Below are 11,618 nucleotides of genomic sequence, written 5' to 3' on the forward strand. Positions count from 1 at the left end.
CGAGGTCGCCGCCCTGGCGGCCTTGTACTGTTCGGGATCATGGAGTGTCCGATGCGTGCGTTGGCCGTCGCGATAGTGGGGTTGTCCTGGGTGAGCGTTGCCAGCAGCGAACCCCTGCCGCGTTTTCTCGACAGCCACGAAATCGAACGCAACCTGCCGGCCCCCAATCTGCCGGCCGATGCCTACCGGCCAAGCAACCCGGGAGTGCTGGTGCCGGTGCCGGTAACCCAGGCCCGGGCGTTGCTGCGCGACACGCGGATCTTCCTGCGCAAAGTGCGCTTCGAAGGCGGCAGCATCTACCCCTTGAGTGACCTGCGCGACAACTACCAGAGCCTGGCCGGCCGCGAGGTCAGCCTCGGCGAGCTGATCGACGCCACCCAGCGCCTGACCCAGCGCTACCAGCAGGACGGCTACCTGTTGTCACATGCCTACCTGCCCGAGCAGGACTTCGCCGATGGCCGGGTGCGGGTGGTGCTGGTCGAAGGCTACATCGATGAACTCGAGCTGCACGGCGAGGTGGGCCCGGCGGCGGCCTACGTTGAGCAACTGGTGGGCCGGCTCAAGGCCGAACGGCCGCTGACCCGCGCCACCTTCGAGCGCTACGTCGCGCTGATGAGCCGCCTGCCCGGCTTCAGCGTGCAGGCAAGCCTTGCGCCTGCCAACCCTGTCAGTGGTACCAGCCGGCTGATCGTCGAGGCCAGGCGCCGGCCGTTCAGCGGCAACCTGACCGTCACCGATGGCACCCGCGATGACCCCCAGGCCTTGCTCAGCGTGAGCAGCAACGCGCAGACGGCGCTGGCCGAACAGTTCAGCGTCACCGCCCTGGCGCCGCGCGGGGAAGATCACGAAAGCTATTTTCGCCTGGACTACTCCCAGTACCTGGACGATCAGGGCAGCCAGTTGCACCTGTCGGCCTCGCGTTACGACAGCGACCCCAGTGCCCAGGTGCTGCTCGGCGATGGCACCCAGCTCAAGGCCCATCGCGAGAACGACCGCTTTTCGGCGGGCCTCAGCCAGGTGCTGCTGGCCGCGCCCGGTGAGTCGCTCAACGTTGCTGCGCGTTTCTACATGGTCAATGACGATGTTGAGTATCGCGCGGTCGACGCGCCCTTGCGGCTGAGCAATCGCACCGATGTGCGTGCCCTGGGCTTTGAAGGCGAGTGGCGCAAGGCCGATGCCGACCAACTGCGGATTGTCAGTGGTGGCGCCTATCAGGGCCTGGATTACCTGGGGGCGAAAAGCAACAGCGATTTCGACCTGGATTTCCTCCGCCTGCGTTTGTCCGGTTTGCAGAGCGATCGCCTGTTCGGCAATTGGCAGGGGGTGGCGTCGGCGGCCTTGTACTGGAGCCGCGACAGCCTGCCCGACAGCGAGCGGGTGGTGTTCGGCGGGCAGAGCTTTGCCCGCGGTTACCCCGCCGACCAGGCCCTGGGCGACAAGGGCTGGGGCCTGGCCTATGAGCTCAATTACAGTTTCAACGGCGATGGCCGCTGGGTAAAGTTGCTGCAACCTTATGCCGTACTGGACACCGCGCGCACCTGGTTCAACGAGGTGGACCTGCGCGATGCACACTTGAGTTCAGTGGCTTTGGGGCTGCGCATCGGTGACGGGCGCTTCTATAACCTGGCGCTGGAGCTGGCCAAGCCGCTGTCGGATGTTGCCCTCGACAGCTTTGACCGCGAGCCACGGCTGAGTGTGAGTTTCAGCGTGCAGCTGTGAACCGGCTCCTACAAGGGCCGTAGCCCCTGCAGGGTCACTGCACCAGTTGCATCCGCGGTTTGGGGAACAGGTTGTCGAGGGTTTCCAGCAGGCGGTTGTGGTAGATCGGCTTGCGGAACAGGTCCAGCACCTGCAGGCGCAGCAGGTCGCTGATGTCGTCCATGTCGGCATGCCCGGAGGTGACGATCACCGGCAAGTGCTGGCGCGAGGTGTGCTCGCGCAGGCGCCTGATCAGTGATATGCCGCTCTCCTCCGGCATGCGCAGGTCGGTGATGACCAGGGCCACGTCCGGGTGGCGGGTGAGCTGTTGCAGGGCGAGTTTCACCGAGGTGGCGGTGTAGCAGCAAAAACCCTCGCCCTCCAGCAATTCGGCAAGTTCCAGCAAGGCGTCCTCTTCGTCATCCACCAGGAGTAGCTGTTGACGGGGGGAAGAGGTCGGCATGGGGCGGTCCTGTGATGGGGGAGTTGATCAGTGCATTGGCGTGAACCGATGAATCCACTCGTCAGCTACCACCACTGCCACCGCCCGAAGCAGGCGGCGCTTTTAGCGCGTTTTCAATCTTGGTCATGACGCCAGTCACATTGGTAGAAATGGGCGTAATGAATGCCGTCAACGCGACCGCAACCATGGCCGCGACAATCGCGTACTCGATGCCCGAGGCACCATCTTTGCGGTAGAAGAATTCTTTGCAGCTCTTGAGGACTCGGGAAAGACGCATGGCATTTCTCCTTGCGCCGGAGGCGCAGATGGCAGGGGTATTCAGTGATTCCCCTTTGCCACCACAGCATCGTCAACGGGCCAAATCTCGGCAAATGTAAGAAGGTATTAATACTAAAGTTATAACCAAATACCGACGCCAATAAGCTGTTGTTTTATGGGGGTGTCGGCTTTGCGACGGAAAAAAATCTGACGGGTAATGGCATTTTGTCCTAGCTGCGCTACCGTCAAATAGCGAAATAGTTGTTTCCGACTGCAGTGCTGTGGGCCATTTCACAAAAGTGAGCCTGAAGGACAGCTTGGGGAGAAGGAGGGCCAGCATGAGCAGTCGCATTACCATCATCCTTGCAGGCCTCTTTCTGATCGGTGCGCTGCTGGCCGGCTACTGGGGGCTGATGCTCAGCCAGCCGCCAAGCGAGCCGGCGCCGGCAGCCGCCGTCGAACCCGCGCAGGCTCCGGTGACCCGGGTGGTCACTGAAGCAACAGACGAACTGCGCAAGCCGGTTGTTGTGCTGCGTCGCGATGTCAGTCCCTATACCCCGCTGGTGGCCGAAGACCTGCTGATCGAACGCCTGCAGGTGGCGCCGCCGGGCAGTTTCCAGACCCTTGAACAAGTGCTCGGGCGCAGCAGCTGGCGCGCCTTGAGCGCCGGCACCTGGCTGGAGCAGGGCAGCTTCGAGGCCGGTGGCCCGCTGGCACGGATGATTCACCCCAGTGAGCGGGCGCTGGCGGTGGCGGTGGACGAAGTGGTCGGCGCCGCCGGGCAACTGCGCCCGGGTGACTATGTCGATGTGCTGGTGTTCCTGCGTGAAGACAACAGCAACCCGCAAGCCTCGGCCCAGGTAGTGTTGCCGGCCTTGCGCCTGCTCAGTGTCGGTGCGCAGCTGGGCCTGGCCAACGATGGCCAGCCTGCCGAGGCGCCCATGGATGACAAGGCCCGTCAGGAACAACAGCGCAACCCGGTGCGCACTGTGGTGCTGGCGGTCCCCGAAGCATTGGCCAGCCGCCTGCTGCTGGCCGCTCAGGCCGGCAGTCTGCGCCTGGCGGTACGCAGCGCCGAGGAGAAGCGCCTGGCCCAGTACTGGACTGACCCGCAAGCCAGCGCCAAGGCCGTCGACAACGCCAACCGTGAACTCTATCGCTTCAGCCAGCTCGCCCAGGTACCGGCCGCCCGACCTGTGGCCAGTGCAGCGCCGCCACGCGGCATGGAAATCATCCGCGGTAATCAAGCCAGCACGCCAACCCCCTGACCAAGCAAGGATGCCCTTCAATGAGCAGTCGTTCCGAGCGGGTAATCAAGCAGATGCTCTGCGCCCTGTTGTGCGCCGTGCCGCTCGCCCCAACGGCGATGGCGGCGTCCGGCTGCGCGGCGCTGGAGCAGGTGCCGGGCGTCATCGAGATCGATCAGGGCCTGCAACAGGAGTTGCGCCTGCCGGTGGCAATCACCCGCGCGGCGATTGGCGAGCCGAAGATTGCCGACGTACATGCCAGTGGCACTGACGCGGTGCTGCTGACGGCGGTCGGCCCCGGCGCCACCAGCCTGATGCTGTGGACTGCCTGCGCCAAGACACCGCGCCAGGCCATGGTGTTCGTCAAGGGCATTGCCAGCAGCGAGATGGCTGCCAGTGCGCTGCCGCCGTCCGAAGATCCGCTGCTGCCCAGCCAGGTGCAGGCCGATATCCGCTTTGTCGAAGTCAACCGCACCAAGTACAAGGAGGCCGGCGCGCGGCTGTTCTTCAAGGGCTCCAACAACACCCTGATCGGCTCACCGAGCACCGTGCCGAACACCACCGTAAGCCCGGGGCAGGTGCCCACCGTGCCCGGCACGCCAAACATTCCCCTGGACAACGGCGTGTTCAACATCATTTGGGGCGGTGGCAGCAGTCGCTTCCTGGCCGCGATCAATGCCCTGGAAACCAGCGGTTTCGCCTACACCCTGGCGCGCCCCAGCCTGGTGGTGCTCAGCGGCCTGACCGCAAGCTTTCTGGCCGGCGGCGAGATCCCTATCCCGGTGCCCAGCAGCGGCAGCGACAGTGTCTCGATCGAATACAAGGAGTTCGGTATCCGCCTGACCCTGTCGCCCACCGTGGTCAGCCGCAATCGCATCCTGCTGAAAGTCGCGCCGGAAGTCAGCGAACTGGACTACAACAAGGCGGTGAATATCGCCGGTACCCAGGTGCCCGGCCTGACCGTCAGGCGTACCGACACCAGCATCTCCCTGGCCGATGGCGAGAGCTTCGTCATCAGTGGCTTGATCAGCAGCCAGTCGCGCTCGACCGTCGACAAGTTTCCAGGCCTTGGCAACCTGCCGATCATTGGCGCGCTGTTTCGCCAGTCCTCGGTGCAGCGCGACGAGACCGAACTGCTGATGATCGTTACCCCGCACCTGGTCCAGCCGCTGGCGGCCGATGCCCAGTTGCCGTCGCTGCCGGGTGAGGGCTTGCGCAACTACGACCCGAGCTGGGGCCGGCTGTTCTTTCTGGAAAACGGCGACTTTGAACGTCGCAGCGGGTTATCCCAATGAGTGAAAGCCTGAGCCAGACCTTCCTCGCCATCACCCGCAACGATGGCGACCTGCAATGGTTGCAGGGTGCACTGGCGCCGCTGGGGCAGGTGGTCGGTGCCGGCAGCGGCAGCCTTGACGAGTTGCTGGCGCTGGTCGATGTCACCTTCGCCAGCCTGGTGTTCGTCGGCCTCGACCGTGAGCAGGTGGTCAACCAGTGCGCGCTGATCGAGGGGGTGCTGGAAGCCAAGCCGATGCTGGCGATCGTTGCCCTCGGCGATGGCATGGACAATCAACTGGTGCTCAACGCCATGCGTGCCGGGGCGCGGGATTTTGTCGCCTATGGCTCGCGTTCCAGTGAAGTCGCAGGCTTGGTGCGGCGCTTGAGCAAACGCCTGCCGCCGGTGACCAGCAACCCCAGCCTGGGCGGGCTGACCGTGCTCTATGGGGCCCAGTGTGCCGCCGACGGCGCCTTGCTGACCACGCACATGGCGCGGGTGGTGCAGACCAGCGGCCAGCAGACCCTGCTGCTCGACCTTGGCCTGCCGCGGGGTGACAGCCTGGCGCTGCTCGGCCTGGAAGCCTCGTTTCATTTCGGCGATGCCCTGCGCCACCTGCGCCGGCTCGACAACACCCTGATCGACAGTGCCTTCACCCGCGAAAGCTCGGGCCTGCGCCTGCTGGCTTATGCCGAGACCGACGAGCCGCTGGAGCGCACCAGCGCGGCAGAGCTGTACATGCTGCTCAGCGCCTTGCGCCAGCACTTTCAGCACATCGTCGTGAACCTCACCGGCCAGGCTGACAGCGAAGCCCTGCGCACCTTCGTCAGCCACTGCGACAAGCTGATCTGGTACACCGACCAGAACGTCCTCGATTGCCGGCGCAACCTCGAAGTGCTGACCCAGTGGCGCGAGAAGGGCATGAAGCTCGAACACGCAAGCCTGTTGGTCGACCGCTACCTGCGCGGTGTCGCGCCGGATTCCGAAGCCTTGGGCAAGCGCTACGGCCTGCCGGTTCTGCGGGTCTTGCCCTATAGCCCGGAGGTGCGCCTGAACGCCAAGAACCAGGGCCTGACCCTGTTCGAGCTGGCGCCGCGCGAGCCGCTTACGCAACAGCTGAAAAGCCTCGGTGAACGCCTGGCGCGGCGCTCGGAAAACAACCCGCCGGTGGCCGCCACCTGGCTCAATCGGCTATGGGGGCACAAGTGAGCGGCGACGAGCTGTTCGGTGGCCCACGGCATAACCTGGGGGCCGACCCACAGGCGCTCAAACGCGCCCTGCACCGTTACATCATCGACGCCATCGAGGACAGCGGCCGCAACCTGCTCGAAGGTTCGCGCCCGGCCCTGGCGCAGTTCGTGGTGGAACAGGTCGGCGATTACATTGCCCGCCTGCACCTGGCGTTGTCGCGCTACGAGATGGAACGCCTGGCCGAGGAAATCGTCGACGAGCTGACCGGTTTCGGCCCGCTGGAAGTGCTGCTGCGCGATGCCAGCGTCACCGAGATTTTGGTCAACGGCCCGCACCGGGTGTTCATCGAGCGGGCCGGGGTGCTGCAACAGACCGACCTGCGTTTTATCGATGCCCATCATGTCGAGCGGGTCATGCAACGGATTCTTGCGCCCCTGGGCCGGCGCCTGGACGAGTCCTCGCCGATGGTCGATGCGCGCATGCCCGACGGCAGCCGGGTCAATGCCATCATCCCGCCGGTGGCGCTCGACGGCCCGTGCCTGTCGATCCGCAAGTTTCGCAAGGACATGCTCAAGAGCGCCGACCTGCTGGCCACCCGCACCATCGACCAGGGCATGCTCGACTTCATCCAGCTGGCGGTGGCGCGGCGCTGCAATATCCTGGTCAGCGGCGGTACCGGCACCGGCAAGACCACCCTGCTCAATATCCTCAGTCAGTTGATCAGCCCCCACGAACGCCTGGTGACCATCGAGGACGTGGCCGAACTGCAGCTCGATCACCCGCACGTGGTGCGCCTGGAAACCCGTCCGCCGAATGCCGAAGGGCATGGCGAGATCAAGGCCAGCGAGTTGATTCGCAACGCCCTGCGGATGCGCCCCGACCGTATTCTGCTCGGCGAGATTCGCGGCGTCGAAGTGCTCGATGTGCTGACGGCGATGAACACCGGCCACGATGGTTCGATGAGTACCGTGCATGCCAACACTGCCCAGGATGCCTTGCTGCGCCTGGAAACCCTGGTCGGCCTGACCGGTCGCCAGGTGGCCGAGAAAACCCTGCGGCAGATGATCTGCGCGGCGCTGGATGTGGTCATCCAGCTGACCCGCCTGGCCGATGGCCGCCGCTGCGTCAGCGAGGTGCTGGAGGTGGTCGGGGTGCGTGATGACGTGTACGTCACCAATACCCTGTTCCGGCTCGATCGGCGCACGGGCGAAGGCTTTTTGCGCGAAGCGCCGAACCCGGCCGGTGACAAGCTGCGCCGCGATTACTCGGAGCCGCAGCCGTGATCGCCGCGCTCCTCGGGCTGATTTGCCTGGCCTTGCTCGGCTTGTCGGTGCACCTGTTCTACCGCGGCATGCGCAAGTCTGCCCAGGAGCGCATCCTCCGGCGTCTGGGTCAGGTCGAGCAAGCCGCTGCGCTGGCGCCGGTCGGGCACGACTGGCTGGACCGCCTGCTGCAGCGTGCCGGTATCGAGCGGCGTAACGAGCTGTTGTGGTTTTGGCTGGCCCTCTGGCTGCTGGCCGCGCTGTTGACCGGGCGGGTCGTGGGCTGGGTGGCAGGCCTTGGCCTGTTGCCCATCGGCCCGCTGCTGGCCTGGTTGTACCTGGGCTGGCGCTATCGCCGGCGGCTGCAACGGATGATCGAGCAACTGCCGGTGCTGCTCGATCACAGCGTGCGCAGCCTCAAGGCCGGGCGCACCCTCAGCGATGCCGTGCTCGGCGCCATCGATGCTTCCCGTGAGCCGTTGCACGGCGCCTTGCAGCGGGTGCGGCGCAACGTGCAGATGGGCATCAGCCTCGACGATGCCGTGGGCGAGCTGGCCGAGTTGTATGACCAGGATGAACTGCGCCTGTTTGCCCTGGGCCTGCGTATCAACCATCGCTATGGCGGCAACGCCAGCGAGCTGCTGGAGAACCTGATCAAACTGATTCGCGAACGCGAGCAGGGCGCGCGGCAGTTGCGCGCCATGACCGGCGAAACGCGCATGACGGCTATGGTCCTGGGCCTGTTGCCGGTGGGCATGGCCGGTTACTTCCTGATCAGCAATCCCAACTATCTGCTGACCATGTGGCGCGACAGCAACGGCCAGTTCCTCCTGCTCGGGGCCTTCCTCCTGCAGGCCTTGGGCTGCCTGGCGCTGTGGCGCATGTTGCGGAGTATCTGAAATGGCCCTGTTGCTCAGTGCCCTGATGCTGTTTGCCGCCTTTGCCTTGCTGCTGGCTCAGTTCCTGCGCCAGCGGCATCGTCAGCGCCTGGTCGCCCAGCGCTTGCAGGGCCAGCTGGGCGCGGACAACCGCTTGGGCAACTGGCTGCAGCAGCTCGGCGCCAGCCGCCTGGGCCAGCGTTCGTTGAGTCTGGACGGCGAGACACGTTTGCTGCTTGATCGCATCGGCTGGCGGCGTAGCCGGCAACGGGCGCTGTTCGCTGCCTGCCAAGTGGGGGCGCCGCTTCTGGCGCTGGGAGTGGGGGTGATCGCGCAGGAAACCCTGTACCACACCAGCCAGACCCCGTGGCTGGTACTGCCGCTGTGCGCCATGGGCGCCGGTTACCTGTTGCCCAAGCGCTTGCTGGCCTGGGCGGCGGCGCGCCGTCAGCAGCAGGTGGCCCGGGAGGTGTCGACCTTTATTCCGCTGCTGCGGATCCTGTTCGAATCGGGCCTGGCGGTGGAGCAGGCCTTGCGCGTGCTGAGCCAGGAATCACGGCAACTGTTGCCGGTGCTGAGTGAGGAGCTGCGGGCGATTCTGCTGCGGGTCGACTCCGGCCTGGCCCTGGCCCCGGAGCTGGAAAAAACCGCGCAATTGCTCAGCGTCGATGAGTTCAGCGACAGCTGCGTGATCCTCCAGCAACTGCTGAGCCAGGGCGGCGGGGCGATGAAGTCGTTGCTGGCACTCAAGCAACTGCTCGATGACCGGCGCCTGACGCGCATGCAGGAGCGAATTTCAAAGATGTCCGGGAAGATGTCGATAGTGATGATGGTATTCCTGTTTCCGGCCTTGCTGATTGTGTTGGCAGGGCCCGGTTTCACGGCGTTGGCCAAGGCCTTGGGTTCATGAGCGGAGGGATGTGCATGAAAGCAGTCATGGTGATCATGAGCCTGGCGCTGCTCGCTGGCTGTACCACTCAGGACGGCGCGCAGTGGCTGGCCTTGCCGGGTATGCCGGTCAGTTGCAGCAAGCCGGATTCGGCCCAGGAGCTGGCCTTGAGCATGGCCGACGAGATGCTCGCCGAGGGCCGCCCGCATGCCAGCCTGGCGCACCTTGAGGCGTTGCCGGCGGACATGGCCCAGGTGCGCTTGCGCAAGGCCCGGGTGTCGCGCCTGCTCGGGCGCAGCGAAGCCGAACCGTTATACCGCAGCCTGCTTGGTGGTTGCCTTGCGGCAGAAGGCGAGCATGGCCTGGGGCAACTGGCAGCGGCCCGGGGTGACAACCTCCAGGCCCAGCGCCATTTGCTGCGCGCGGTGCGCCTGGCGCCGACCGACGAAAAGGTGCGCAACGACCTCGGCGTGGTTTACCTGAACCTGGGCAATGTCGAGCAAGCGCGTTTCGAGTTCCTTACCGCCATCGAGCTCAAAGACAACAACGCCCTGGCGGCGGTCAACCTGGTGAGCCTGCTGTTGTACCAGGACAAGTTCCAGCAGGCCGCCGACCTGGTCAGCCGCCTGCACCTGACCCCGGCGCAATTCAGTGAAGCCCGGGCGCGCGCCGAGCAACTGAAGAAACCCGCGGCGCGGACCGACCAGGTCGCGGTGGTAACCCCAGAAGCCTCAAGCGTCACCCAACAGTGAGGTCGTGATGAACAGGTCATTGCTCCTGCTTGCCCTCAGCGCACTGCCCTTGGCCGCCCTGGCGCTGGAGGGCGGGCCTTCGTCCAAGGCCCAGCAAACCACCGAAGCCTGGCTGCAGCTACAGGCACGCAACCTTGAAGCCTCGAAGATCCCGCAGACGGCCACGCCCAAGGAGCGCGACCAGAGCATGCAGCGCTGGCTCGACAGCTACAAATATGTGATCCCGGACTTCTACCGCTGGGAAAGTACCGGTGCGTCCGACAAGTGACTCAGCCGCCAAAGCGCACTCAGTGCGCCGTGACTCGCTGATGCAGGGGCGAGGAGCCGGGTGACAACGCCAGCGCCAGCTGGGTGCGGTTGTGCATGTGGGTCAGGCGCAGCACCTGCGACACGTAGAGTTTCACGGTGTTCTCGGTGATGCCCAGTTCGCAGGCGATCTGGTAGTTGGTCTTGCCCTTGCTGACCAGTTTGGCCACGTCCAGCTGGCGCGGTGACAACTTGTCGAACAGCGCTGGCAGGTTGTCGCTTTCAGCTTCCGGCTCGATATCGCTGGCGCGCCGGTGCGCACCGAGCCCGCGGGCCTTGTCCAGGTCCTGGTAGAGATCGTCGATCGACTCGGCGAGAAACTGCAGTTTCTGGTTCAGGTCACCCAGGTGCTGGTAGCTGCGGCGCCGCTCCAGCACGGCGGCCTCCTGGCGTTGTACCCCTTCAAGCAGCTCGTTGAGGTCGACCGGTTTTTGATAGTAGTCGGCAAAGCCTTCGCGCAGCGCCTTGATCACGTCCTGCTTGGCCGCGCGCCCGGTGAGCATGATCGCTTCGAACTGACGCTGCGGCCCGGCAATGGCCTTGAGCGCGCGCATCAGTTCGAGGCCATCGCAGTCGGGCATGTGCAGGTCGCACACCACCAGGGCGATCTCCTGATCGACACTGAACTGCTCGATGGCCTGGGTACTGGAATGACAGGGCAGGCAACGGTAGCCGCTGCCCTGGAGAAATTCGCACAACTCTTCGACTATCAGTGGCTGGTCGTCCACGACCAGCACCTTCAACTCACTGACTGGCTTGCTCACATGCAACTCCCTGCGCTATTCGCCTTGGTGTTCCCGCGGCCAGGTCGAGCCTGGATCCATTCCTGGCACACACTAGAAAGTAGTCGCACTTTTTGACTATGTACAAGGTTTGTACATCCTTTTGCGTGCGGTATTCGGCTAATTGATCCAGACCGCCGCCAGTAGAAAACCGACTAGCAGGAATGGCGCGAACGGCTGTTTTTTTGACGATTCTTCGCTCAATTGCTTCAGACGGTTCTTAACCTTCTGACTTAAAAGGGACCACAGCCAACGGCGGCTGAGCAGCCAGGCCAGCACCGCGACGCCGGCGCCGATAAAGGTGCCCAACAGGTGCATGCGATCAGTGGCCAGGGCCAGGGCACCGAGCAATTTCACATCGCCGGCGCCGAGGCGGCCAAGCATGTAGCCGGGCAGGGTCAGCAGCATGACGATGGCCAGCGCCAGGCCGCCTTCACTGGCGTCGGCGCCAATCCAGGTGTGTCCGGTAACGAACAGGTAGCCCAGGGCGCAGGCGGCGGCGCCGAGGGTCAGGGTATTGGCGATCTGGCGTTCGCGCAGATCTTGTTCAGAGCACAAGGCAAGCCATAGCAGCAGAACAATGCTTTGCATTGGCGAAAGGCCATCCCTTTGTGGTGAA

The 11,618-nt window shown here is 64.6% G+C and carries 13 protein-coding genes; 9 read left to right on the plus strand and 4 right to left on the minus strand.

Features of this window, described 5'->3' with window-relative positions; genetic code table 11:
- Nucleotides 1–51: 51 nt before the first annotated feature.
- Nucleotides 52–1,719 (plus strand): ShlB/FhaC/HecB family hemolysin secretion/activation protein, encoded by a 1,668-nt coding sequence (locus LOY37_RS02950; RefSeq protein ID WP_258716269.1) that lies wholly within the window; start codon nt 52–54, stop codon nt 1,717–1,719.
- Nucleotides 1,720–1,753: 34 nt separating this feature from the next.
- Here LOY37_RS02950 and LOY37_RS02955 read toward each other — a convergent pair whose 3' ends face one another.
- Together LOY37_RS02955 and LOY37_RS02960 are read right to left on the minus strand one after the other, a co-directional pair.
- The gene (locus LOY37_RS02955) at nt 1,754–2,161 is read right to left on the minus strand and encodes a response regulator (RefSeq protein ID WP_045197030.1); all 408 of its coding nucleotides are present in this window, start codon (nt 2,159–2,161) and stop codon (nt 1,754–1,756) included.
- 61 nt (nt 2,162–2,222) lie between these two features.
- A complete protein-coding gene (locus LOY37_RS02960; protein ID WP_258716270.1) occupies nt 2,223–2,438 on the minus strand; it encodes a Flp family type IVb pilin in 216 nt (71 codons plus the stop codon).
- Between the two features lie 319 nt (nt 2,439–2,757).
- Here LOY37_RS02960 and cpaB point away from each other — a divergent pair, with 319 nt between their 5' ends.
- Genes cpaB through LOY37_RS03000 form a run of 8 tightly spaced genes read left to right on the plus strand, consistent with a single transcriptional unit; the run spans nt 2,758 to nt 10,179 of the window.
- The gene (gene cpaB / locus LOY37_RS02965) at nt 2,758–3,687 is read left to right on the plus strand and encodes a Flp pilus assembly protein CpaB (RefSeq protein ID WP_258716271.1); all 930 of its coding nucleotides are present in this window, start codon (nt 2,758–2,760) and stop codon (nt 3,685–3,687) included.
- 20 nt (nt 3,688–3,707) lie between these two features.
- Complete coding sequence (locus LOY37_RS02970) at nt 3,708–4,961, plus strand: type II and III secretion system protein family protein (protein ID WP_258716272.1); 1,254 nt, start codon at nt 3,708–3,710, stop codon at nt 4,959–4,961.
- Nucleotides 4,958–6,148: a pilus assembly protein gene (locus LOY37_RS02975; RefSeq protein ID WP_045197038.1), complete on the plus strand. Its 1,191-nt coding sequence runs from the start codon at nt 4,958–4,960 to the stop codon at nt 6,146–6,148. Before LOY37_RS02970 ends, LOY37_RS02975 begins: the two co-directional genes overlap by 4 nt.
- A complete protein-coding gene (locus LOY37_RS02980; RefSeq protein WP_093376477.1) occupies nt 6,145–7,413 on the plus strand; it encodes a CpaF family protein in 1,269 nt (422 codons plus the stop codon). The genes LOY37_RS02975 and LOY37_RS02980 overlap by 4 nt, the downstream gene beginning before the upstream one ends.
- The gene (locus LOY37_RS02985) at nt 7,410–8,291 is read left to right on the plus strand and encodes a type II secretion system F family protein (protein ID WP_258716274.1); all 882 of its coding nucleotides are present in this window, start codon (nt 7,410–7,412) and stop codon (nt 8,289–8,291) included. Before LOY37_RS02980 ends, LOY37_RS02985 begins: the two co-directional genes overlap by 4 nt.
- Nucleotide 8,292: 1 nt before the next feature.
- The gene (locus tag LOY37_RS02990; protein WP_213602555.1) at nt 8,293–9,180 is read left to right on the plus strand and encodes a type II secretion system F family protein; all 888 of its coding nucleotides are present in this window, start codon (nt 8,293–8,295) and stop codon (nt 9,178–9,180) included.
- A 14-nt stretch (nt 9,181–9,194) separates the two neighbouring features.
- Nucleotides 9,195–9,911 (plus strand): tetratricopeptide repeat protein, encoded by a 717-nt coding sequence (locus tag LOY37_RS02995; RefSeq protein ID WP_258716275.1) that lies wholly within the window; start codon nt 9,195–9,197, stop codon nt 9,909–9,911.
- 7 nt (nt 9,912–9,918) lie between these two features.
- Nucleotides 9,919–10,179 carry a DUF3613 domain-containing protein gene (locus LOY37_RS03000; protein WP_045197046.1) on the plus strand — a complete coding sequence of 87 codons (261 nt, stop codon included), beginning with the start codon at nt 9,919–9,921 and terminating at the stop codon, nt 10,177–10,179.
- A 19-nt stretch (nt 10,180–10,198) separates the two neighbouring features.
- On the opposite strand, the gene LOY37_RS03005 is transcribed toward LOY37_RS03000, so the two are convergent.
- Both LOY37_RS03005 and LOY37_RS03010 read right to left on the minus strand, forming a co-directional pair.
- Nucleotides 10,199–10,981, minus strand: a complete 783-nt coding sequence (locus LOY37_RS03005) for a response regulator transcription factor (protein WP_045197049.1) — start codon at nt 10,979–10,981, stop codon at nt 10,199–10,201.
- Nucleotides 10,982–11,119: 138 nt separating this feature from the next.
- Nucleotides 11,120–11,590, minus strand: a complete 471-nt coding sequence (locus LOY37_RS03010) for a prepilin peptidase (protein WP_195885606.1) — start codon at nt 11,588–11,590, stop codon at nt 11,120–11,122.
- Nucleotides 11,591–11,618 lie beyond the last annotated feature (28 nt).

This window comes from Pseudomonas sp. B21-012 (assembly GCF_024749305.1).
In the GTDB taxonomy this organism is placed as follows: domain Bacteria; phylum Pseudomonadota; class Gammaproteobacteria; order Pseudomonadales; family Pseudomonadaceae; genus Aquipseudomonas.